This window comes from Streptomyces sp. WMMB303, from assembly GCF_029351045.1.
Classification (GTDB): domain Bacteria; phylum Actinomycetota; class Actinomycetes; order Streptomycetales; family Streptomycetaceae; genus Streptomyces.
The window spans coordinates 4,255,970-4,278,472 of the sequence record NZ_JARKIN010000001.1 but is presented as its reverse complement, the minus strand read 5'-3'; the positions used below and the strand labels follow the sequence as shown (position 1 = coordinate 4,278,472).

General features: G+C 72.3%; 19 protein-coding genes. 17 read left to right on the top strand and 2 right to left on the bottom strand.

The features are described from left to right. The first annotated feature begins 115 nt into the window (after positions 1-115). From P2424_RS19060 to P2424_RS19030, 7 genes are all read left to right on the top strand, one after another. Positions 116-1,891 (top strand): DUF5941 domain-containing protein, encoded by a 1,776-nt coding sequence (locus tag P2424_RS19060; RefSeq protein WP_276479029.1) that lies wholly within the window; start codon positions 116-118, stop codon positions 1,889-1,891. After that, positions 1,888-2,625 carry a phosphocholine cytidylyltransferase family protein gene (locus tag P2424_RS19055; protein ID WP_276476954.1) on the top strand — a complete coding sequence of 246 codons (738 nt, stop codon included), beginning with the start codon at positions 1,888-1,890 and terminating at the stop codon, positions 2,623-2,625. The genes P2424_RS19060 and P2424_RS19055 overlap by 4 nt, the downstream gene beginning before the upstream one ends. Continuing rightward, positions 2,613-3,677, top strand: a complete 1,065-nt coding sequence (locus P2424_RS19050) for an iron-containing alcohol dehydrogenase family protein (protein ID WP_019358592.1) — start codon at positions 2,613-2,615, stop codon at positions 3,675-3,677. The genes P2424_RS19055 and P2424_RS19050 overlap by 13 nt, the downstream gene beginning before the upstream one ends. After that, positions 3,655-4,434, top strand: coding sequence for a CDP-alcohol phosphatidyltransferase family protein (locus P2424_RS19045; protein ID WP_276476953.1), 780 nt, complete (start codon positions 3,655-3,657; stop codon positions 4,432-4,434). Before P2424_RS19050 ends, P2424_RS19045 begins: the two co-directional genes overlap by 23 nt. A gap of 17 nt (positions 4,435-4,451) precedes the next feature. Next, on the top strand, positions 4,452-5,324 hold the full coding sequence (locus P2424_RS19040; protein WP_276479028.1) for a glycosyltransferase: 873 nt from the start codon (positions 4,452-4,454) through the stop codon (positions 5,322-5,324). Between the two features lie 65 nt (positions 5,325-5,389). Beyond that, a complete protein-coding gene (locus tag P2424_RS19035) occupies positions 5,390-6,343 on the top strand; it encodes an ABC transporter permease (protein WP_276476952.1) in 954 nt (317 codons plus the stop codon). Then, entirely contained in the window at positions 6,330-7,169 is an 840-nt protein-coding gene (locus P2424_RS19030; protein WP_276476951.1) for an ABC transporter ATP-binding protein, read from the top strand. Before P2424_RS19035 ends, P2424_RS19030 begins: the two co-directional genes overlap by 14 nt. A gap of 117 nt (positions 7,170-7,286) precedes the next feature. Here P2424_RS19030 and P2424_RS19025 read toward each other — a convergent pair whose 3' ends face one another. Further along, positions 7,287-9,521, bottom strand: a complete 2,235-nt coding sequence (locus P2424_RS19025; protein ID WP_276476950.1) for an MMPL family transporter — start codon at positions 9,519-9,521, stop codon at positions 7,287-7,289. A 115-nt stretch (positions 9,522-9,636) separates the two neighbouring features. Between P2424_RS19025 and P2424_RS19020 the strand changes: the two genes are divergently transcribed. The 9 genes from P2424_RS19020 (at position 9,637) to P2424_RS18980 (ending at position 20,705) form a co-directional block, all read left to right on the top strand. Further along, positions 9,637-10,356 carry a TetR/AcrR family transcriptional regulator gene (locus P2424_RS19020; RefSeq protein WP_276476948.1) on the top strand — a complete coding sequence of 240 codons (720 nt, stop codon included), beginning with the start codon at positions 9,637-9,639 and terminating at the stop codon, positions 10,354-10,356. Positions 10,357-10,696: 340 nt separating this feature from the next. After that, positions 10,697-11,656, top strand: coding sequence for a squalene synthase HpnC (gene hpnC, locus P2424_RS19015; protein ID WP_276476947.1), 960 nt, complete (start codon positions 10,697-10,699; stop codon positions 11,654-11,656). Positions 11,657-11,715: 59 nt separating this feature from the next. Next, complete coding sequence (gene hpnD, locus P2424_RS19010) at positions 11,716-12,645, top strand: presqualene diphosphate synthase HpnD (RefSeq protein ID WP_276479027.1); 930 nt, start codon at positions 11,716-11,718, stop codon at positions 12,643-12,645. Positions 12,646-12,745: 100 nt separating this feature from the next. Further along, positions 12,746-14,197 (top strand): hydroxysqualene dehydroxylase HpnE, encoded by a 1,452-nt coding sequence (hpnE, locus tag P2424_RS19005; protein ID WP_276476946.1) that lies wholly within the window; start codon positions 12,746-12,748, stop codon positions 14,195-14,197. Between the two features lie 148 nt (positions 14,198-14,345). Then, positions 14,346-15,365 carry a polyprenyl synthetase family protein gene (locus P2424_RS19000; RefSeq protein WP_276479026.1) on the top strand — a complete coding sequence of 340 codons (1,020 nt, stop codon included), beginning with the start codon at positions 14,346-14,348 and terminating at the stop codon, positions 15,363-15,365. A 51-nt stretch (positions 15,366-15,416) separates the two neighbouring features. Then, positions 15,417-17,417 carry a squalene--hopene cyclase gene (gene shc, locus P2424_RS18995; RefSeq protein ID WP_276476945.1) on the top strand — a complete coding sequence of 667 codons (2,001 nt, stop codon included), beginning with the start codon at positions 15,417-15,419 and terminating at the stop codon, positions 17,415-17,417. After that, on the top strand, positions 17,417-18,082 hold the full coding sequence (locus tag P2424_RS18990; RefSeq protein ID WP_276476944.1) for a 1-hydroxy-2-methyl-2-butenyl 4-diphosphate reductase: 666 nt from the start codon (positions 17,417-17,419) through the stop codon (positions 18,080-18,082). The genes shc and P2424_RS18990 overlap by 1 nt, the downstream gene beginning before the upstream one ends. A 7-nt stretch (positions 18,083-18,089) precedes the next feature. Beyond that, on the top strand, positions 18,090-19,112 hold the full coding sequence (hpnH, locus tag P2424_RS18985) for an adenosyl-hopene transferase HpnH (protein ID WP_276476943.1): 1,023 nt from the start codon (positions 18,090-18,092) through the stop codon (positions 19,110-19,112). Positions 19,113-19,322: 210 nt separating this feature from the next. Continuing rightward, a complete protein-coding gene (locus P2424_RS18980; RefSeq protein WP_276476942.1) occupies positions 19,323-20,705 on the top strand; it encodes an aspartate aminotransferase family protein in 1,383 nt (460 codons plus the stop codon). A 60-nt stretch (positions 20,706-20,765) separates the two neighbouring features. On the opposite strand, the gene P2424_RS18975 is transcribed toward P2424_RS18980, so the two are convergent. Beyond that, complete coding sequence (locus P2424_RS18975; protein ID WP_276479025.1) at positions 20,766-21,539, bottom strand: tyrosine-protein phosphatase; 774 nt, start codon at positions 21,537-21,539, stop codon at positions 20,766-20,768. Between the two features lie 173 nt (positions 21,540-21,712). On the opposite strand from P2424_RS18975, the gene P2424_RS18970 reads away from it, so the two are divergent. Beyond that, the gene (locus tag P2424_RS18970; protein WP_276476941.1) at positions 21,713-22,378 is read left to right on the top strand and encodes an alpha-ketoglutarate-dependent dioxygenase AlkB; all 666 of its coding nucleotides are present in this window, start codon (positions 21,713-21,715) and stop codon (positions 22,376-22,378) included. Positions 22,379-22,503 lie beyond the last annotated feature (125 nt).

Here is a 22,503-nt window from a genome sequence, read left to right as displayed (position 1 = left end):
CGATACTCTCTGCCGACGTGCCGCCGACCCCTCCCGGGTGACGGCGCACGCTGCCCGCTGCCCCGGTTGTCCCTTTCCCGCGCGGGCCTGCCAGCTTCCAAGGAGTGAGTTCGTTCTGTCGACCGCCATCCTCACCGGTCCGCCGGTTGCCGGATCGTCGCTCGAGGCCGACCTGCGCTCGCTCGGCTTCGAGGTGCGCGCGGCCTCCGGTCCGACCGCAGTCGGCACGGAACTGGCCGCGACCGCCGCGGACGAGCGGGTCGCCCTGATCGACCCCCGCTTCGTCGGCCACACCCACGCGCTGCGGCTGGCCCTGCGGGACCCGCGCTTCGCGGCGGGGGCCCTGCCCGGAGTGCTCGCCGTCGGCCCCGAGGCGCGGCACGCGCTGCCCCGGGACCCGGGTGGCGGACCGCAGGCGGCGACCGAGGCGCTGGAGGCGGCCGGAGTCCAGGTGCACCGGCCCGAACTGGGCACGCTCGTGGCGACCGTGCCCGCCGACGACGCGGCCCGCGCCGAGGCCGAAGGGGCCGTCGCCGCGGTCGACGGCGAGGCGGTCCGGCTGCGTTCCGCGGTCAAGTCCCGCGACGGCTTCTTCACCACCTTCTGCATCAGCCCGTACTCGCGCTACCTGGCGCGCTGGTGCGCCCGCCGCGGGCTGACTCCCAACCAGGTCACCACGGCCTCGCTGATCACCGCGCTGATCGCCGCCGGGTGCGCCGCCGGCGGGGAGCGCTGGGGCTTCGTGGCGGCCGGAGTGCTGCTCATCGCCTCGTTCGTCCTGGACGCGACGGACGGCCAGCTCGCCCGCTACGACCTGCAGTACTCCACGCTCGGGGCCTGGCTGGACGCCACCTTCGACCGGGCCAAGGAGTACGCGTACTACGCGGGCCTGGCTCTCGGCGCCGCGCGCGGCGGCGACGACGTGTGGGCCCTGGCGCTCGGGGCCATGCTGCTGATGACCGCGCGGCACACGGTCGACTTCTCCTTCAACGAGGCCGGCCACGACGTCACGGGCAACACCAGCCGGACCGCGGCGCTCTCCAGCAGGCTGGACAGCGCGGGCTGGACCGTGTGGGCCCGGCGGATGATCGTGCTGCCCATCGGGGAGCGGTGGGCCCTCATCGCCGTGCTGACCGCGACGACCACGCCCCGCATCACCTTCGTCGTGCTGTTGGTCGCGGGCACGCTCGCCGCCTGCTACACCACCTCGGGCCGGCTGCTGCGCTCCCTGCACCGCAGGGCCCGCACCGACCGCGCGGCCGAGGGAGTGCGCGCGCTCACCGACAGCGGTCCGCTCGCCGAGCTCTCCGGCCGGCTGCTGCGGGTGCTGCCGCTGCCCCGGCTCGGAGTGCCGGCCGTCGCACTCCTGGGCGCCGCGGTGATCCTCGCCACCGCGTGGGCCGCGCCGCTGGGCAGCGTCTGGCCGGTGGCGGCCGCGGCCTGCTACGCGCTGTGCGCGGGGGTCGCCCTCGCCCGGCGGCTCAAGGGCCCGCTGGACTGGCTGCTCCCCCCAGTTTTCCGTATCGCGGAATACGGCACGATCCTGGTGCTCGCCGCCCGCGCCGACACCGACCGCACGCTCCCCGCGGCGTTCGGGCTGGTGGCGGCTCTCGCCTACCATCACTACGACACGGTGTACCGCATCCGCGGTGGCACCGGAGCGCCACCGCACTGGCTGGTGCGGGCGGTCGGGGGGCACGAGGGACGGACCCTGCTGGTCACCGTCGCCGCGGCCCTCCAGCTCGGCGACGGCGGTCGCACCCAAGGTTTCACCTTCGCGCTGGCCACGCTCGCCGTGGTCATCGCGGCCGTGGTGCTCGTCGAGAGCATCCGATTCTGGGTGTCGTCGCAAGCACCCGCAGTACACGACGAAACAGGAGAACCCGCATGATCGGCCTCGTGCTGGCTGCCGGCGCCGGACGGCGTCTGCGCCCCTACACCGACACCCTGCCCAAGGCCCTGGTGCCCGTGGACGGCGACACCACCGTGCTCGACATCGCCCTGGCCAACTTCGCCCAGGTCGGTCTCACCGACGTCGCGGTCGTGGTGGGCTACCGCAAGGAGGCCGTCTACGAGCGGCAGGCCGAGCTGGAGGCCAAGCACGGCGTCACGCTCCGCCTGATCGACAACGACAAGGCCGAGGAGTGGAACAACGCCTACTCCCTCTACTGCGCCCGTGAGGTCTTCAAGGAGGGCGTGCTGCTCGCCAACGGCGACACCGTGCACCCCGTCTCCGTCGAGAAGACGCTGCTGGAGGCGCGCGGCGACGGGAAGAGGATCATCCTCGCCCTGGACACGGTCAAGGACCTGGCCGACGAGGAGATGAAGGTCGTCGTCGACCCGGCGAAGGGCGTCCAGCGCATCACCAAGCTGATGGACCCCGCCGAGGCCACCGGTGAGTACATCGGCCTCACCCTGATCGAGCCGGAGGCGGGCGCCGAGCTGGCCGACGCGCTGAAGGCCACCTTCGAGCGCGACCCGCAGCTCTACTACGAGGACGGCTACCAGGAGCTGGTCAACCGCGGCTTCAAGGTCGACATCGCCCCGATCGGCGACGTCAAGTGGGTCGAGATCGACAACCACGACGACCTCGCCAAGGGCCGGGAGATCGCATGCCAGTACTGACCCGCCTCATTCCGTCGCCGGTCGTCGTGGACATCAGCCGCGGCGCACTGGACGACCTGGCGGGCCTGTTGGCCGATCAGCGGATCTCCACCAACGGGAAGCTCGCCTTCGCCATCAGCGGCGGCTCCGGGGCCGCGCTGCGCGAGAGGTTCGCCCCGCTGCTGCCGAACGCCTCCTGGTACGAGGTGGGCGGCGGCACCATCGACGACGCGGTCGAGCTGGCCGACGCCATGAAGTCCTCCGGCCGCTACGACGCGGTCGTCGGGCTCGGCGGCGGCAAGATCATCGACTGCGCGAAGTACGCGGCGGCCCGCATCGGGCTGCCGCTGGTGGCGGTCGCGACCAACCTGTCGCACGACGGCCTGTGCTCCCCGGTCGCCACCCTCGACAACGACGCGGGCCGCGGCTCCTACGGGGTGCCCAACCCGATCGCCGTCGTCATCGACCTCGACGTGATCCGTGAGGCACCCGAGCGCTACATCCGCTCCGGTATCGGCGACGTCATCTCCAACATCTCGGCCGTCAAGGACTGGGAGCTGGGGCACGAGGTCCGCGGTGAGGACATCGACGGACTGGCCGCGGCCATGGCCCGGCAGGCCGGCGAGGCGATCCTGCACCACCCGGGGGACGTCAGCGACGACGGTTTCCTCCAGGTGCTGGCCGAGGGCCTGGTGCTCACCGGCATCTCGATGTCGGTCGCCGGGGACAGCCGCCCCGCTTCCGGCGCCTGCCACGAGATCAACCACGCCTTCGATCTGCTGTACCCGCGGCGGGCCGCCCCGCACGGTGAGCAGTGCGGCCTGGGTGCGGCCTTCGCGACCTACCTGCGCGGGGACAAGGACACGGCCAAGCTGATGGTCGAGGTGCTGCGGCGGCACGAGCTGCCGGTGCTGCCCGCCGACATCGGCTTCGACCCCGACGAGTTCGTCGAGGCCGTCGCGTACGCGCCGCAGACCCGCCCCGGGCGGTACACGATCCTGGAACACCTCGACCTGTCCACCGACCAGATCAGGGACGCGTACGCGGACTATGCACAAACCATCGGTAGCTGAGCTCCGGCCGGTCGTTCACCCCGCCGGGGTGAAGGACCGGCGGAGCGGCGAGCACTGGGCGGGCCGGCTCTACATGCGCGAGCTCTCGCTGCGCATCGACCGGCACCTGGTGAACACCCGGATCACCCCCAACCAGCTCACCTACGTGATGACCCTCGCCGGGGTGCTGGCGCTGCCCGCCCTGCTGGTCCCGGGCGTCGCCGGCGCGGTCCTGGGCGTGGTGATGGTCCAGCTCTACCTGCTGCTGGACTGCGTCGACGGGGAGGTGGCCCGCTGGAAGCAGCAGTTCTCGCTGGGCGGGGTGTACCTGGACCGGGTCGGTGCCTATCTGTGCGACGCCGCGGTGCTGGTCGGTTTCGGGTTGCGTGCCGCCGACCTGTGGGGCGGCGGCCGGATCGACTGGCTGTGGGCCTTCCTGGGCACGCTGGCCGCGCTCGGCGCCATCCTGATCAAGGCGGAGTCCGACCTGGTCGGGGTCGCCCGGCATCAGGGCGGGCTGCCGCCGGTCCAGGAGTCGGCCGCCGAGCCGCGCTCCTCGGGGCTCGCGCTGGCGCGCCGGGCGGCGGCCGCGCTCAAGTTCCACCGGCTGGTGCTGGGGATCGAGGCGTCGCTGCTGATCCTGGTGGTCGCGATCGTGGACCAGATCCGGGGTGACCTGTTCTTCACCCGGCTCGGTGTCGCGGTCCTCGCCGCCATCGCGGTGCTCCAGACGCTGCTGCACCTGGTGTCCATCCTGGCCTCGAGCAGGCTGAAGTGACGGGGGGCGGGAAGGCGATGCGTCTGGGTGCCGTCGTGCTCACGATGGGCAACCGTCCCGAGGAGCTGCGCGCGCTGCTGCGGTCGGTCGCCGATCAGGAGGGCGAACCGGTCGAGGTCGTCGTGGTGGGTAACGGTGCTCCGTTGCCCGCGCTGCCGGACGGTGTACGGAAGGTCGAGCTTCCGGAAAATCTCGGCATCCCCGGTGGGCGGAATGTCGGTATCGAGGCTTTCGGGTCGTCGGGTGGCGAGGTGGACGCGCTGCTCTTCCTGGACGACGACGGGCTGCTGCCCTCCACCGACACGGCCGAACTGGTGCGCGAGGCGTTCGAGGCCGACCCGGGACTGGGCATCATCACCTTCCGCATCGCCGACCCGGACACCGGCGTCACCCAGCGCCGGCACGTGCCCCGGCTGCGCGCCTCCGACCCGCTGCGCTCCTCCAAGGTCACCACCTTCCTGGGCGGCGCCAACGCCGTGCGCACCCGGGTGCTGGCGGAAGTCGGCGGACTGCCGGACGAGTTCTTCTACGCCCACGAGGAGACCGACCTGGCTTGGCGCGCCCTGGACGCCGGCTGGGGCATCGAGTACCGCGCCGACATGGTGCTGCACCACCCGACCACGGCCCCCAGCAGGCACGCGGTCTACCACCGGATGGTGGCCCGTAACCGCGTCTGGCTCGCGCGCCGCAACCTGCCCGCGCTGCTGGTCCCCGTGTACCTGACCGTATGGCTGCTGCTGACGCTCGCCCGCCGCCCCTCCATGCCCGCGCTGCGCGCCTGGCTGGGCGGATTCAAGGAGGGCTGGACCACACCCGCGGGCAGCCGCAGGCCGATGCGGTGGCGTACGGTATGGCGTCTGACGCGGCTGGGACGCCCACCCGTGATCTGACAAGCTCTTCCTGCGAGTATCAGCCCCGGATCCACTTGCGCAGTGTGAGGACGAAAGTTTCCAACGTGAGCGAGAAAACCCACGACAGTGCCGACAAGTCGGTCGGCGTACTGCCTCCGCCGTCTCTGGACGACCGGCTGGCTCCGGCCGAACTCGCGGCCAAGTACGGGCTGTCGGTCAGCGGAGCGCGCCCTTCGCTGCCCGACTACGTACGGCAGCTCTGGGCACGGCGGCACTTCATTCTCGCCTTCTCCCGGGCGAAGCTGACGGCACAGTACAGCCAGGCGAAGCTGGGCCAGTTGTGGCAGGTCGCCACGCCGCTGCTGAACGCGGCCGTCTACTACTTCATCTTCGGCGTGCTGCTGGGGGGCCGGGACGGCACCCCGGGCGGCAAGGAGAACTACGTCCCGTTCCTGATCACCGGGGTGTTCGTCTTCACCTTCACCCAGACCTCGGTGCTCAACGGAGTGCGGGCGATCTCCTCGAACCTCGGGCTGGTGCGCGCGCTGCACTTCCCGCGCGCCGCGCTGCCGATCTCGGTGGCGCTGCAGCAGCTGCAGCAGCTCCTGTACTCGATGATCGTGCTGGTCGTCATCCTGATCGGGTTCGGTGAGCTGCCACGGTTGTCCTGGCTGCTGATCATTCCGACGCTGGCCTTCCAGTTCGTCTTCAATACCGGTCTCGCGCTCGTCCTGGCCCGGCTCGGCAGCAAGACCCCCGACCTCGCGCAGCTCATGCCCTTCATCACCCGGACGTGGATGTACGCGTCCGGAGTGATGTTCCCGCTCAAGTACATGCTGGACAAGCGGGCCGACGCCCCGCTCTGGCTGACCGATCTGCTGCAGGCCAACCCGGCCGCCGTCTACATGGACCTGATGCGGTTCGCCTTCATCGAGGAGTACCCCGGAGCTCAGCTGCCGCCACACGTCTGGGCGCTCGCGCTGGGCTGGGCAGTGGTAGCGGGCATCGGTGGATTTGTTTTCTTCTGGAAGGCGGAGGAGCGTTATGGCCGTGGCTGAGCAGACCGAGCAGAGCGGAGCATCCGTCGACACCAAGACCGAGGTCGAGGCGGAGCAGACGCCCGGCCCCTGGGTGCCGACCGTCATCGCCGAGGACCTGCACATCGTCTACCGCGTCTACGGCGGCTCCAAGGGGAAGGGCAGCGCCACCGCGGCCCTCAACCGCATCGTGCGCCGCAAGCCGGGCGGTGGGATGCGCGAGGTGCACGCGGTGCGGGGCGTCAGCTTCACCGCCTACCGGGGCCAGGCCATCGGCCTCATCGGCTCCAACGGCTCGGGCAAGTCCACGCTGCTCAAGGCCATCGCGGGGCTGCTGCCCGCGGAGAGCGGCAAGGTCTACACCGACGGCCAGCCCTCGCTGCTGGGGGTCAACGCGGCCATGATGAACGACCTGACCGGGGAGCGGAACGTCGTCCTCGGCGGCCTGGCGATGGGGATGTCGCGGGAGGAGATCCACCGCCGCTACCAGGGCATCGTCGACTTCTCCGGGATCAATGAGAAGGGCGACTTCATCACCCTCCCGATGCGGACCTACTCCTCCGGCATGGCCGCGCGGCTGCGCTTCTCCATCGCGGCGGCCAAGAACCACGACGTCCTCATGATCGACGAGGCGCTGGCCACCGGCGACAAGAGGTTCCAGAAGCGCTCCGAGGCCCGTATCCGTGAGCTGCGCAAGGACGCCGGCACGGTCTTCCTCGTCAGCCACAACAACAAGTCCATCCGCGACACGTGCGAGCGGGTGCTGTGGCTGGAGAAGGGCGAACTGCTGCTCGACGGCCCCACCGAAGAGGTCCTCAAGGAGTACGAGAAGTTCACCAGCAAGTAGGCGGAGCACTGCCCGGCGGGCCTCCGCCCCGCCGGGCGCCGGCTCCCGCAGCAGCGGCCCCCGTACCCGGTGCCTACCGGGTACGGGGGCTGCCGCTGCGCTGTGCTCAGCCGCGGGTCACCCCCCGGTGCGGGTCGGCTCCGGCTGCCGCCCGCCGGGCTCCTCGTGGTGCGGTACGGCCGCTTCGGGCTCGTCCGCGGCCTCGCTCAGGCCCACCTTGGCGTGCAGCCGCCGCAGCGGGCCCGGCGCGTACCAGGCCGAGCGCCCCAGCAGCCGCATCGCGGCGGGCACCAGCACGCCGCGCACCGCGACCGCGTCGATCAGGATGGCCAGGCCGCTGCCGAGGCCGAACATCTGGATGAAGGAGACCTTGCTGGTGGCGAAGGCGAAGAAGCTGACCGCCAGCAGCCCCGCCGCCATGGTCACGATCCGCCCGGTGCGCGAGAGGCCGCCGGTCACCGCCTCGCGGTGGTCGGCGCCGGCATCGTGCAGTTCCTTGATGCGGCTGGTGACGAAGACCTCGTAGTCCATGGAGAGGCCGAAGACGATGCAGAACATCAGCACCGTCATGGAGGTGTCCATCGGCATCGCGGTGAAGCCCAGCAGCGAGGAGAGGTGGCCGTCCTGGAAGATCCACACCATCGCCCCGATCGAGGCGGTCAGGCTGACCGCGTTGAGCAGCAGGGCGCGCAACGGCTGCAGGACACTGCCGGTGAACAGGAACAGCAGGACGAAGGTGGAGCCGATCACCCAGGCCACGGCGGCGGGCAGCTTGTCGGCGATGGCGGCCTTGGAGTCGATCAGCTGTGCGTCCTGGCCACCCACCAGCGTCTCCGTGCCGCCCGGCCCGGCCGTTCCGCGGATCTCCCGCACCAGGTCCTGCGCAGGTCCCGAGGCCGGGGTCAGGCGCGAGGTGACGGACAGCCGGTGGACGCCGTCCTGCGCGAAGGCGGGGCCCGCCTGTCCGGGACCGCGCACCGCGCGGCCCTGTGCGTAGGTGCCCGTCGCCGCCTGGACGCGGGTGACGCCCTCCAGCCGGGAGAGGCGTGCGGCATACGCGTCCACGGCCTGCGCGTCGGCGCGGCCCCGGGTGACCACCGAGATGCCCGCCGCGTCGTTGCCCGCGAAGTCCTGCTGCAGGGCTGTGGAGACCTGGCGGCTCTCCGCGCTCTCGGGCAGCACCCGAGTGTCCGGCGTACCGAAGGTGGCGCCCAGCAGCGGGCTCGCGGCCAGCAGCAGCACGGCCAGCACCGGCAGTGCGGTCAGCGCCGGCCGCCGCATCACGGTGCGGGCCATCCGGCCCCACAGCGGAGCCTCCGGCTTGCGTACCGCGTCCGCCCACGGCAGCCGCCCGTTGTTCACGCGGTGCCCGAGCACCGCCAGCAGCGCCGGGACCAGGAACAGCGCGGCGATCGCGGCGATCGCCACCACTCCGATGCCCGCGTAGGCGAAGGAGCGCAGGAAGAACGGCGGGAAGAGCAGCAGGGCGGCGAGGGCCGCCACGACGGTCGAGGCGGAGAAGAGCACGGTACGCCCCGCCGTGCGGACGGTGGTGCGAAGTGCCTGCGCCGTGTCGTCACCGGCACCGAGCCGCTCGCGGAAGCGGCTGACGAGCAGCAGCCCGTAGTCGATGCCCAGGCCGAGTCCGAGTGCGGTGGTGAGGTTGACCGCGAAGACCGAGACGTCCGTGACGCTGCCGAGGACGTACAGCTCCGCGAACGTGCCCAGGATCGCCACCAGTCCGATGGCCAGCGGCAGCAGCGCTGCGACGACGCTGCCGAAGGCGAGGATGAGCAGGACCAGGGTCACGGGTACGGCGATCCCCTCGGCCAGCGCGAGGTCCTCGGAGACCTGCGCATTGACCTGCTCGTTCAGGGCGGCCCCGCCGCCCGCGCGGACCGTGACCGCGCCGCGGTCGCCGCTCCACGCTTCGGTCACCTCGGTGATCCGCTCGGTGTCGTTCTCGTCCATGTGCGCGAGGACCAGGGCCTGTGCGCCGTCGCGGGAGGTGAGCGCCGCCCCGCCGGGTGCCCAGTAGGAGGCCACCTGCGAGACGCCGGGCTCGTCGCGCAGTCCGCGGGTCAGCTTCCGGCCCGCCTGCTCGGCGGCGGGCGCGTCGAGGTCGCCGCCCTTGGCGCGGACGAGGAGGACCAGGTTGTCCTCGCCGTGGAACTTCTCGTCGATCAGCGCGGCGGCGCGCGAGGAGGGCGAGTCGGGGTCGTCGAATCCGCCGCCCTGGAGTTTGCCGAAGGCGCCGAAGCCGACGGCGGCCAGGGCCACCACGGCCGGCAGGGCGAGCAGGAGCACGGTCCGTGCTCTGCGGTAGGTCAGGTCTGCTATGCGGTCGAGCACGTCGTCCCCCGGGGAGCGCAGTGGAAGAGGAAGTCGGCGCCGCAGAGATGTTCACGGCGTCAACATAGAGGATGCCAGGAATGTTATTCCTGTCAACATCGGGCAGGATGGGAGTATGCGAGCGAACACCGAAGCGGCGGGCGGAGGAACAAAGGGCGGCCCCGCGGTATCCGGCAGGGCGGCGGGCGGCCGCGGCAAGGACCGGTACCACCACGGGGACCTGCGTAACGCGCTGATCCAGGCCGCCATCGAACTGGCGGGCGAGGGTGGTCCGGACGCCGTGGTGCTGCGCGCGGCCGCCCGCAAGGTCGGCGTCTCGGCCACCGCCGCCTACCGGCACTTCGACAGCCACGGGGACCTGCTGGGCGCGGTCAAGGACTACGGCCAGCAGCGCCTGGTCGCCTGCATGGAGGCGGGCGGGCGCGAGACGCACGGCGAGGGGCAGGAGGGCACCAGGCAGCGGATGATGGCACTGGGCCGCGGCTACATCCGCTTCGCCAGACAGGAGCCCGGCCTCTTCCGTACGGCCTTCTGTCGCAAGGCCCTGGGCGAGGTCGGCATCACCGAGGACGGCTCCGTCGTCGAGACCGGCAGTGCGTCGGGCTGGGACACCCGCTCGTTCGACATGCTCACCGAGACCCTGGACGAGGCGGTCGCGGTCGGCCTGATCACCCCCGACCGCCGGCCCGGTGCCGAGCTGAGTGCCTGGGCCATGGTCCACGGCACGGCCATGCTCTTTCTCGACGGCCCCCTGGACACCCTCACCGAGGAGGAGTCCGGCTACGTCATCGACCGGGTGCTGTACGACATCCTCGCCGGACTGGCCGCCTCCTGAAGGGTGGCCGTGCCGCAGCCGCACGGCGGACTGCCCGGCCTCCGGAGCCGGGCCGGTGCCGCGGCCACGTGCGGCTGCGCCCGCATCCTCCGCTCCAGGCCGGGCCTGCCCCGGCGGCAGCCCGGAGCCCGTCCGCGCGCCGTCACCCCTCGCACGCATGGTCGATGTACGGCGTAAGCTGTTTCGGTGCTGATGCGCGGTAAGTCCGGCGAACGGAGCATCGGCCCACCTGTACCGACGGCCGCTTCCGCAGGCCAGCGCGTGCGGCGTGTCCGAAATAGGATCTTCTGGTGCAGCGGTGTAGAAACGGAGATGTGACGGCAATGGCCATGGGCAGCACGTGGTGACCCCGGAGGAGGACGCGCACGCGAGCGCGGTGCTCTCCAAGGCCGAAGCGGAGAACTTCCCGGTGGCGCCCCGCTTCCTGCCCCGCGCCTGGCGGAACGACCTGATGGCCGTCTACGGGTACGCGCGCCTCGTCGACGACATCGGCGACGGCGACCTGGGCGCCGCCGCGCCCGCACACGCCTCCTCGCTCGGCCTGGCACCCGAACGGGCCGACGACGCGCTCGCCATGCTCGACGCCTTCGAGGCCGACGTGCACCGGGTGTTCGACGGCATGCCCTGGGGCGGGACGACGGCGCACGCGCGGCCCGCGGACCGCAGCCGCTCCCGTGCCCCGGGGCCGGGCCACCCACTGCTGCGCGCCCTGGTGCCCACCGTCCGGCGCCACGGCCTGACCCCCGAGCCGTTCCTCGCCCTGATCGAGGCCAACAGGCAGGACCAGAAGGTCCGCCGCTACAGCACCTACGGCGAGCTGCTCGGCTACTGCGAGCTGTCCGCCAACCCGGTGGGCCGCCTCGTCCTCGCCCTCACCGGCACCACGACACCCGAACGGGTGCGCCACTCGGACGCGGTCTGCACCGGACTCCAGCTCATCGAGCACCTCCAGGACGTCGCCGAGGACCTGGCCCGCGACCGGATCTACCTCCCGGCCGAGGACATGGCCCGCTTCCGGGTCACCGAGGCCGACCTCGCGGCCCCGACCGCGAACGCCTCCGTGCGTGCCCTGATCGCCTACGAGACCGAGCGGGCCCTGGACCTGTTGGACGAGGGCACGCCGCTGGTGCGCAGCGTGCGCGGCAGGCTCCGGCTGCTGCTCGCGGGCTTCACCGGCGGCGGGCGCGCGGCGGCCGCCGCGCTGCGCTCCGCGCGCTACGACGTACTGGCAGGGGCTCCCCGGGCCGGTACCGCCGGCGTCCTGCGCGAGTCCTGGGCGAGCCTGCGAGGAGAGGGGTGACCGGAACGGTGGGAACGAACGCGAGGACCACCGGAGCGGACCCGGCCCCGGCCGGGCCGGTGCAGCACCTCCACCCGCAGGTGATCGCCGCCTACCGCTACTGCGAGGCCGTCACCGGACAGCAGGCCCGCAACTTCGCCTACGGCATCCGGCTGCTCCCGGCGGCCGAACGGCAGGCAATGTCGGCGCTGTACGCCTTCTCCCGGCGGGTCGACGACATCGGCGACGGCGACCTCTCCCCGGAGGCCAAACAGCAGCGCCTGGAGGGGACCCGGGAGCTGCTCGCGCGGATCAGGGACCAGGGGATCGCCCGGGACGACACCGACCCGGTCGCCGTCGCGCTCAGCCACGCAGCCAGGCGGTTCCCGATCCCCCTCGACGCGCTCGACGAACTGATCGACGGCGTCCTGATGGACGTCCGGGGCGCCTCCTACGAGACCTGGGACGACCTGAGGGCCTACTGCCGCTGTGTGGCGGGCGCCATCGGACGGCTCTCGCTCGGCGTCTTCGGAACCGTCCCCGGCGCACGCGAATCCGCCCGCGCCTCCGAGTACGCCGACACCCTGGGGCTCGCCCTCCAGCTGACCAATATTCTCCGCGACGTACGGGAAGACGCCGAGGGCGGACGCACGTACCTGCCGGCGGAGGATCTCGAGAAATTTGGCTGTACCACCGGATTTACCACCGACACGGTGCCGCCCGGTGCCGACTTCACCGGGCTGGTCCACTTCGAGGTACGGCGTGCACGCGCGCTGTTCGCCGAGGGCTACCGGCTGCTGCCGATGCTCGACCGGCGCTCGGGCGCCTGCGTCGCGGCCATGGCCGGGATCTACCACCGCCTGCTGGACCGCATCGCGGCGGACCCCGCCGCCGTGCTGCGCGGGCGCGTCTCGCTGCCGGGGCACGAGAAGGCGTACGTGGCGGTACGCGGCCTGTCCGGCTTCGACGCCCGACTGGTCTCCCGCCGGACGTCCCGGTGGACCGCCTGATGCCGCTGGGCCCGGGGCGCCGGACAACCCCCGGCCCCGGTGGGGCGTCCCAGCGGATGCGGGCCGTGCCCAGTGTGCCGCGCCCGGGGGAGGAGCGTCCATGACCGCGGACGAGCTGCGGTCCGGTGCCGCGCGGCGTGCGGTGGTCCTCGGCGGCGGCCTCGCCGGGATGACGGCCGCGCTGCGGCTCGTCGAGGCCGGAGTGGAGACCACCCTGGTGGAGACCCGGCCCCGGCTGGGCGGACTCGCCTTCTCCTTCCGGCGCGACTCCCCCGCCGGGCCGCTGACGGTCGACAACGGCCAGCACGTCTACCTGCGCTGCTGCACCGCCTACCGCTGGTTCCTGGACCGGGTCGGGGCCGGCGGGCTGGCCCCGCTGCAGGACCGGCTGGACGTGCCGGTCCTCGACGTCGGCGGGACCCGGCCGCGGCTCGCACGGCTGCGCCGCGCAGCGCTGCCCGTTCCGCTGCACCTGGGCGCGAGCCTGGCCGGGTACCGGCACCTCTCGGCCGCCGAACGCGGGGCGGTCGCCCGTGCGGCACTCGCCCTCAAGGGACTCGACCCGGAGGACCCCGCCCTGGACGCCGTCGACTTCGGCACCTGGCTGCACCGGCACGGCCAGTCCGCGCGTGCCGTCGAGGCGCTCTGGGACCTGGTGGGTACCGCCACCCTCAACGCCCGCGCGCCGCAGGCGTCGCTGGGGCTCGCGGCGAAGGTCTTCCGCACCGGCCTGCTCTCCGAATCCGGCGCCGCCGACATCGGCTGGGCGCACGTGCCGCTCGGTGACATCCACGACGACCAGGCGCGCGCGGCCCTGGAGGCGGCAGGCGTGCGCACCCTACTGCGCACCCGGGCGCGCGCCGTCGACCCCGCCCCCACCGAGGACGGCGGCTGGCGGATCACCGTGGACCGGGGCGGCAGCGGAGCATCGGAGCTGACCGCGGGCACGGTGGTGTTCGCCGTGCCCCAGCGTGAGGCCTACCGGCTGCTGCCGGCCGGGGCACTCGCCGACCCCGGGCGACTGCTGGACATCGGGACCGCGCCGATTCTCAACGTCCACGTGGTCTACGACCGTACGGTGCTGCGCAGGCCGTTCTTCGCCGCGCTCGGCACCCCGGTCCAGTGGGTCTTCGACCGTACCGCCGCCTCCGGGCTCACCGGCGGCGGCCAGTACCTCGCGCTCTCCCAGTCGGTCGCGCAGGGGGAGATCGACCTGCCGGTCGCCGCGCTCCGCGAGCGGTACCTCCCGGAACTGGAGCGGCTGTTGCCGGCGGCCGCGGGAGCCGGAGTACGGGACTTCTTCGTCACCCGGGAGCGCACCGCCACCTTCGACCCCGTGCCCGGCGTGGGGCGGCTGCGCCCGCCGGCGCGCACCCTGGCCCCGGGCATCCTCCTCGCCGGCGCGTGGACCGCCACGGGCTGGCCCGCGACCATGGAGAGCGCGGTACGCAGTGGAGCGAACGCCGCGCACGAGGCCCTTGCCTCACTGGGCCGCCCGCACAGCGCGGAACCGGTCCCCGGCACCGAAGGAAGGGCCCATGAGCACCACTGACGCAGCAGATCCGGCCGGCCCGGCCGGCCGGATCCGTACAGCCAGCACGACAGCACCGCACAGAGGAGACCCTGTGACCCCGCCGAACCGACAACTCGTGAACGAGCGCGTGCAGGGAGAAGAGGCCGGGCCCGGGGACGTGAGCGCGATGCTCGAGCGGGGGCGGACACTCGCCACCCCGGAGCTGCGTGCGGCAGTCGAGCGGCTCGCCCCGCCGATGGACGCCGTCGCCGCCTACCACTTCGGCTGGATCGACGCCGAGGGCCGCCCCTCCGACTCCGGGGGAGGCAAGGCGGTACGTCCGGCCCTGGCCCTGCTGTCCGCCGAGGTCACCGGCGGCGCGCCGGAGACCGGCCTGCCCGGCGCGGTCGCCGTCGAGCTGGTGCACAACTTCTCCCTGCTGCACGACGACCTGATGGACGGCGACGAGCAGCGCCGTCACCGCGACACCGTCTGGAAGGTGCACGGACCCGCACAGGCCATCCTGGTCGGTGACGCGCTGTTCGCGCTGGCCGGGGAGATACTGCTGGAGCTGGGCACCCCGGAGGCCGGGCGCGCAACGCGGCGCCTGACGATGGCGACCCGGAAGCTCATCGACGGGCAGGCGCAGGACATCTCCTACGAGCACCGCGACCGGGTGACGGTGCAGGAGTGCCTGGAGATGGAGGGCAACAAGACCGGTGCGCTGCTGGCCTGCGCGGCCTCCATCGGCGCGGTCCTCGGCGGCGCCGACGACCGTACGGCGGACGCGATGGAGGCCTACGGCCACCACCTCGGCCTCGCCTTCCAGGCCGTCGACGACCTGCTCGGCATCTGGGGCGACCCGCAGGCCACCGGCAAGCAGACCTGGAGCGACCTGCGGCAGCGCAAGAAGTCGCTGCCGGTGGCCGCCGCGCTCGGCGCCGACGGGCCCGCCGCGGCGCGCCTCGCGAAGCTGATGGCCGAGGACGCGAAGAAGAGCCAGGCGGAATTCGAGGACTTCCACGAGGCGGAGTTCGCCGAGCGCGCCGCGCTGATCGAGGAGGCCGGCGGGCGCGAGTGGACCGCCCAGGAGGCTCAGCGCCAGCACGCCACGGCGCTTGCGGCACTGGATTCGGTGGCGATGCCCGGCAGGGTGCGCGACCAGTTCGCCGCGCTCGCCGACTTCGTCGTCGTACGGCGGGGGTGAGCCGCCCGCTCCCGCAGCTCCGAGCACTCGGACACTTCGGAAGGAGAAGGGATGACAGCCACGACGGACGGCCCCGCTGGACCCGGCGTCTCCGGAACGAAGCAGCACAGGCGCGACTCCGCTGTCCTTGACCCCGCCCGGAGCGGCGGCGCCACCGCGGCGGCCGAGCGCGCCGCGGCCCGCGCAGTGGACCATCTGCTCGCCCGCCAGGACGAGGCCGGATGGTGGAAGGGGGACCTGGAGACCAACGTCACCATGGATGCCGAGGACCTGCTGCTGCGCGAGTTCCTCGGCATCGGCGACGACAGGACCTACACGGCAGCCGCCCGGTTCATCCGCTCCCGGCAGCACGCGGACGGGGCCTGGTCCACCTTCCACGGCGGACCGGGTGACCTGTCCACCACCGTCGAGGGGTACGTCGCGCTCAAGCTGGCCGGTGACCACCCCGAGGCCCCCCACATGGTCCGCGCGGCGGAGTGGGTGCGCGCACACGGCGGGGTGGCCAAGGCCAGGGTCTTCACCCGGATCTGGCTGGCGCTGTTCGGCTGGTGGCGCTGGGAGGACCTGCCGGAGCTGCCACCCGAGATCATCTACCTCCCCAAGTGGGTCCCGCTCAACATCTACGACTTCGGCTGCTGGGCCCGGCAGACCATCGTGCCCCTCACCGTCGTCTCCGCCTTCCGCCCCGTGCGCCCCGCCCCCTTCGACCTGGATGAGTTGCACCGGGACCCGGCCCACCCGCTGCCGCACGCCCCGATGGCGCCGCCGAACAGTTGGGACGGCGCGTTCCAGCGCATCGACCGGGTCCTGCACGCCTACCGCAGGGTGGCGCCCCGTCGACTGCGCCGGGCGGCGCTCAAGGACGCCTCGCGCTGGATCATCGAGCGTCAGGAGAACGACGGCTGCTGGGGCGGTATCCAGCCGCCCGCCGTCTACTCGCTGATCGCACTGCGGCTGCTCGGCTACGACCTCGACCACCCCGTGATGCGGGCCGGACTGGAGTCGCTGGACCGCTTCGCCGTCTGGACCGACGAGCGGACCCGGATGGTGGAGGCGTGCCAGTCCCCGGTCTGGGACACCTGTCTGGCCGCCATCGCGCTGGCGGACGCCGGACTGCCCCGCGACCATCCGGCGCTGGTCAAGGCAGCCGACTGGATGCTGGGCGAGCAGGTCGTCCGCCCCGGCGACTGGTCGGTGCGCCGCCCCCGGCTGACATCCGGCGGCTGGGCGTTCGAGTTCCACAACGACAACTACCCCGACACCGACGACACCGCCGAGGTCGCACTCGCGCTGCGCCGCATCCGGCACCCCGACCCCGAGCGGGTCGAACGCGCCATCGGTCGCGCCGTGTGCTGGAGCCTGGGCATGCAGTCCGGCAACGGCGCGTGGGGCGCCTTCGACGTCGACAACACCAGCAGGTTCCCCAACCGGCTGCCGTTCTGCGACTTCGGCGAGGTCATCGACCCGCCGTCGGCCGATGTGACAGCGCACGTGGTCGAGATGCTGGCCGCCGAGGGCCGGCAGGACGATCCGCGGACCCGCAGGGCCGTCTCCTGGCTGCTGGCGGAGCAGGAGGCCGACGGCTCCTGGTTCGGCCGCTGGGGAGTCAACTACCTCTACGGCACCGGCTCGGCCGTCCCGGCTCTGATCGCCGCCGGTCTTCCCACCTCACACCCCGCCGTGCGGCGCGCCGTCGACTGGCTGAAGCGCGTGCAGAACACCGACGGCGGCTGGGGCGAGGACCTGCGCTCCTACATCGACCCGGGATGGAGCGGCACCGGCACCTCCACGGCCTCGCAGACCGGATGGGCGCTGATGTCGCTGCTGGCCGCGGGGGAGCGGGAGAGCGACACCGTCGAACGCGGCATCGACTGGCTGGCCGGCACCCAGCGCGAGGACGGCTACTGGGACGAGCCGTACTTCACCGGAACCGGATTCCCCTGGGACTTCTCGATCAACTACCACCTCTACCGGATGGTCTTTCCGCTCACGGCACTGGGTCGCTATCTGCACGGTGACGGCCTGGAGCGGGCCGTGCGGCGGGGAGCCTGATGGAGAGCCCGGCGGCCCCGGGCCCACTGCTGCTGACGTGTGCGCTCGGCATCGAGCACCTCGCGCTGCGCCGGGGCCTGGAGCATCCGGGCGGCCAAGAGCCGGACGGGGGACCCGGAGCCGGGGACGTGCGGCTCGTGCGCAGCGGCATGGGCGCGCAGGCCGCGCGGCGCGCCCTGGCCGGGGCGCTCGCCCGGGAGACCGTGCCCGGCGCCACCGCGGTGCTGGCCACCGGCTTCTGCGCCGGGCTCGCGCCCGGGATGCGTCCGGGCGACCTGGTGGTGGCGGCGCAGACCCGGGACGCCCGGGGCCACACGCCGTGCACCGGGACCGAACTGCTGGCCGCCGCCGCGGCCCGGTACGGAACCGTCCATGTGGGCCCGCTGGTGGGAACCGACCATGTGGTGCGGGGCCGGGCCAGGGCGGTCCTGCACGAGACCGGAGCCATCGCGGCGGACATGGAGTCCGCCGCGGCTCTGGACACCGCTGCGGCGGGCACGGCCCGGCGTCCGGTTGCGGCCGTACGGGTGGTGGTGGACGCTCCCGGCCATGAGCTGATCCGCATCGGGACACTGCGGGGTGGAATATCGGCATTCCGCGTGCTTCGCGGAGTCCTGCCCGCCTTTCTCGAATGGCACCGATCCCTGCTGCTCCCCTGGAGGTGAGCCAGAAATGGCCATGCCGCTCCGCCAGACGCTCCGTATCGGGACGTATCTCTTCCAGCAGAAGCTCCGCAGGCGGGAGAGATTCCCGCTCATCGTGGAGCTGGAACCGCTCTTCGCGTGCAACCTCAAGTGCGAGGGATGCGGGAAGATCCAGCACCCCGCCGGAGTGCTCAAGCAGCGGATGCCGGTGGCCCAGGCGGTGGGGGCGGTGCTGGAGTCCGGGGCGCCGATGGTCTCCATCGCGGGCGGCGAGCCGCTGATGCACCCGCAGATCGGGGAGATCGTGCGGCAGCTGGTGGCCCGGCGCAAGTATGTCTTCCTCTGCACCAACGCCATGCTGCTGCGCAAGAAGATGGACGAGTTCACGCCCTCGCCCTATTTCGCGTTCGCCGTGCACATCGACGGGCTGCGGGAGCGGCACGACGAATCCGTCGCCAAGGAGGGCGTGTTCGACGAGGCGGTGGCCGCGATGAAGGAGGCCAAGCGCCGCGGATTCCGGGTCACCACCAACTCCACGTTCTTCAACACCGACACTCCGCAGACCGTCGTCGAGGTGCTGAACTACCTCAACGACGAGCTGCAGGTGGACGAGATGATGGTCTCGCCCGCCTACGCCTATGAGAAGGCGCCCGACCAGGAGCACTTCCTGGGTGTCGAGCAGACCAGGGAGCTGTTCAAGAAGGCGTTCGCGCAGGGCAACAGGGACCGGTGGCGGCTCAACCACAGTCCGCTCTTCCTCGACTTCCTGGAGGGCAAGGCCGACTTCGACTGCACGGCCTGGGCCATCCCCAACTACTCCCTCTTCGGCTGGCAGCGGCCCTGCTACCTGATGAGCGACGGCTATGTGGCCACCTACCGGGAGCTGGTCGAGGAGACCGACTGGGAGAAGTACGGGCGCGGCAAGGACCCCCGGTGTGCGAACTGCATGGCGCACTGCGGATACGAGCCGACCGCCGTGCTGGCCACCATGGGCTCCCTCAAGGAGTCGCTGCGTGCCGCCCGCGAGGCGGCGAGCAGCAAGGCGGGGTAGGCACCGCCGGGCGCCGCCCCTCGCCCGGCTCACCGGGCCGAGGGGCGGGCCACGGGACCGATCGTCAGAGCAGGGGGCCGACATGTCGTTGCCGGAGTCCGCCGGCCTGCCGCACGGGGAGCAGACCCGGGGCGGGGGGCGGGAACGGGAGAGCCATCGGCGGGGCGCCGCGCACGCGGGTGCGGCCCGCACGGGTGAGGGGAGTACGGCGTGACCGGCTTCGACCTGACAAAGCTGCTGGCCGAACGGAGCGGCGAGCGCTACGAACTGCACATGCGCCACCTCAATCACCAGCTTCCGCGCATGCTGCACACCATCGGCTTCGACAAGGTCTATGACCGCGCCGAGGGCGCCTACTTCTACGACGCCGAGGACAACGCGTACCTCGACATGCTGGCCGGCTTCGGCGTCATGGGCGTGGGGCGGCATCATCCGGTCGTACGGCGGGCGCTGCACGACGTCCTGGACGCGCAGCTCGCCGACCTCACCCGCTTCGACTGCCAGCCGCTGCCGGGGCTGCTGGCCGAGCAGCTGCTGGCCCGCGCTCCCGGACTCGACCGGGTCTTCTTCGGCAACAGCGGTACCGAGGCCGTGGAGACGGCGCTCAAGTTCGCCCGGTACGCCACCGGCAGACCCAGGGTGCTGTACTGCGACCACGCCTTCCACGGCCTGACCACCGGTTCGCTGTCCGTCAACGGTGAGGACGGCTTCCGCGACGGATTCGCACCGCTGCTGCCCGACACCCCCGTCCCGCTGGGCGACACGGCCGCGCTGGAGCGCGAGCTGCGGAAGAAGGACGTGGCCGCGCTGGTCGTGGAGCCCGTCCAGGGCAAGGGCGTGCACGCGGCGCCGCCGGGCTATCTGCGTGCCGCGCGGGAGTTGCTGCACCGGCACGGGGCGCTGCTCATCGCGGACGAGGTGCAGACCGGGCTGGGCCGCACCGGCGACTTCTTCGCCTACCAGCACGAGCCGGACGTCGATCCCGACCTGGTGTGCGTGGCGAAGTCGCTCTCGGGCGGCTACGTCCCGGTCGGCGCGACCCTCGGCAAGGAGTGGATCTTCAAGAAGGTCTACTCGTCCATGGACCGGGTGCTGGTGCACTCCGCCAGCTTCGGGTCCAATGCCCAGGCCATGGCGGCCGGGCTGGCCACCCTCGCCGTCATGGACGACGAGCGGCTCACCGAGAACGCCCGCCGCACGGGGGATCTGCTCCGCTCCCGGCTCGCGGCGCTGGTGGACGAGTACGAGCTGCTGCACGAGGTGCGCGGCCGGGGTCTGATGATCGGCATCGAGTTCGGCAGGCCCAGGTCACTGAAGCTGCGGAGTCGCTGGACGATGCTCCAGGCGGCGCGCAAGGGGCTGTTCGCGCAGATGGTGGTCGTTCCGCTGCTGCAGAAGCACCGGATCCTCACGCAGGTCTCCGGGGACCATCTGGAAGTGATCAAGTTGATCCCGCCGCTGGTGGTCGGGGAAGCCGAGGTGGACCGCTTCGTGGCCGCCTTCACCCAGGTCATGGACGACGCGCACCGTGGCGGCGGACTCATGTGGGACTTCGGGCGCACCCTGATCAGGCAGGCGGTGGCCAACCGCTGACGGGTGCCCGGCCGTATCCGCCCAGCGGCGCTGCGGCGGTTCCGCGGGGACGGCCCGGCCTCAGGGCTCCAGCAGACGCGACTTGAGCCGGGTGCGGGTCGCCTCGGAGAGTCGCAGCCCCTCGGCCAGATAGGCGTCCACGCCGCCCCAGGTCTCGTCGATGGCGGCGAACGCCGCGTGGAGGTAGCCGGCCCGGGCCTCGAAGAGCGGCGCGAGCAGTTCCAGGACCTCCGGGGACATCCCCGCCCGGGACTTGCCGCTGCGGTGGATCCGGTAGCGCCGGTGCGGGTGGTTGGACTGCAGGTAGTCCTCCTCCACGGCGTCCCGGTCGACGCCGAGCGCCAGCAGGGCGATGGCGATCGAGAGGCCCGCCCGGTCCTTGCCCGCGGCGCAGTGCAGCAGCGCGGGCAGGCTGTCCTCGGCGAGCGCGTGCAGGATCCGGCTGTGCTCGGCCGTCCGCTCGCGGATCATGGTGCGGTAGGAGTCGGTCATCCGCCGGACGGCGAGACCGTCGCCGAGGATCGTCTGGAGTTGGTCGAGCTCGCCGTCCCGCACCAGTCGCCAGAACTCGGCTCCGTCGGCCGGGTCGGAGAGCGGCAGACTGACGTTGCGCACGCCCGGCAGCTCGATGTCGGGGCCGTCGAGCGCCCGGTCGGCGGAGTTGCGGAAGTCGAAGACGGTGTGCAGCGCGAGTGCGCCCAGCGCGGTGGCGTCCTCGGGCGTCGCGTGTGCCAGGTGTCCGCTGCGGAAGAGTACGCCGCTGCGCACCCGGCGCCCGTCGGCCGTCGGCAGCCCGCCGACGTCCCGGAAGTTCCGCACCCCGGTCAGTACCATCCCGGTGGAATCCACACTCACGCGCGCGCTCCTCGCCTCCGAGTCCTGTCGTCCGACCATACGGCATGGATTCCTGAGGCGATCAGTCCCTGCGCAGTGATCTGCCCGACGGCTGTCTCCCGCCCGCTCACACACCGCGGGCAGGTGACCGCCGGCGCCGTAGGGTGGTCCGGGTGAGTGCGGAGCTGTTCCCCCGGCCCGCGGAGGAGGTCGCCGCGGGCGCCGTCCTGCTGCCCGGGCGGCTGGCGGAGAGTGCCCAGCGGGACCTGCTGGCCGCGTGCCGGGACTGGGCGCTGCCGCCCGCGGGGCTGCGGACCGTGCGGATGCCGGGCGGCGGTGAGATGTCGGTGCGCCAGCTGAGCCTGGGGCGGCACTGGTACCCGTACGGGTACGCGCCGACGGTGGTGGACGGCGGCGGGGAGCCCGTCAAGCCGTTCCCCGGCTGGCTGGGGGAGTGGGCCAGGGCCGCGGTGGACGCGGCTGCCGAGGCGGCCGGGGAACCGCGGTACGGCCCGGGGCCGTGCACCGTCCGGTACGACGTGGCGCTGGTGAACTTCTACGGCGCCGGTGCGCGGATGGGCATGCACCGGGACAGTGACGAGCCCTCCGAGGCGCCCGTCGTCTCCTTCAGTCTGGGGGACTCCTGCGTCTTCCGCTTCGGGAACACCGAGGGGCGCGGTCGGCCCTGGCGGGACGTGCTGCTCCGCAGCGGCGACGCGTTCGTCTTCGGCGGCCCGGCGCGCCGGGCCTACCACGGGGTTCCCCGCACCGAGCCGGGGTCCGCGCCGCCCGGACTGGGCCTGCGGGGGCGGGTGAACGTCACCGTCAGGGCGTACTGACCGGCTGACGTGGACGCCCTGTCAAGCGAAAGCCAGGTGGGTTCACTCGTTGGGAGCTGGCGAACCCTGGCGAATCTCTTGTACGGGCCAGGGGGAGCCGATCCCCGGGGCTAGCGTGACCACGG

Bases quoted from the DNA above. Each gene is read 5' to 3' on its own strand.
- hpnH (WP_276476943.1), top strand. From the start codon at position 18,090: ATGGCCATGCCGCTCCGCCAGACGCTCCGTATCGGGACGTATCTCTTC.
- hpnE (WP_276476946.1), top strand. From the start codon at position 12,746: ATGACCGCGGACGAGCTGCGGTCCGGTGCCGCGCGGCGTGCGGTGGTC.
- P2424_RS18990 (WP_276476944.1), top strand. From the start codon at position 17,417: ATGGAGAGCCCGGCGGCCCCGGGCCCACTGCTGCTGACGTGTGCGCTC.
- P2424_RS19020 (WP_276476948.1), top strand. From the start codon at position 9,637: ATGCGAGCGAACACCGAAGCGGCGGGCGGAGGAACAAAGGGCGGCCCC.
- P2424_RS19050 (WP_019358592.1), top strand. From the start codon at position 2,613: ATGCCAGTACTGACCCGCCTCATTCCGTCGCCGGTCGTCGTGGACATC.
- P2424_RS19030 (WP_276476951.1), top strand. From the start codon at position 6,330: ATGGCCGTGGCTGAGCAGACCGAGCAGAGCGGAGCATCCGTCGACACC.
- P2424_RS19040 (WP_276479028.1), top strand. From the start codon at position 4,452: ATGCGTCTGGGTGCCGTCGTGCTCACGATGGGCAACCGTCCCGAGGAG.
- P2424_RS19045 (WP_276476953.1), top strand. From the start codon at position 3,655: ATGCACAAACCATCGGTAGCTGAGCTCCGGCCGGTCGTTCACCCCGCC.
- P2424_RS19000 (WP_276479026.1), top strand. From the start codon at position 14,346: ATGCTCGAGCGGGGGCGGACACTCGCCACCCCGGAGCTGCGTGCGGCA.
- P2424_RS18975 (WP_276479025.1), bottom strand. From the start codon at position 21,539: ATGGTACTGACCGGGGTGCGGAACTTCCGGGACGTCGGCGGGCTGCCG.
- shc (WP_276476945.1), top strand. From the start codon at position 15,417: ATGACAGCCACGACGGACGGCCCCGCTGGACCCGGCGTCTCCGGAACG.
- P2424_RS19055 (WP_276476954.1), top strand. From the start codon at position 1,888: ATGATCGGCCTCGTGCTGGCTGCCGGCGCCGGACGGCGTCTGCGCCCC.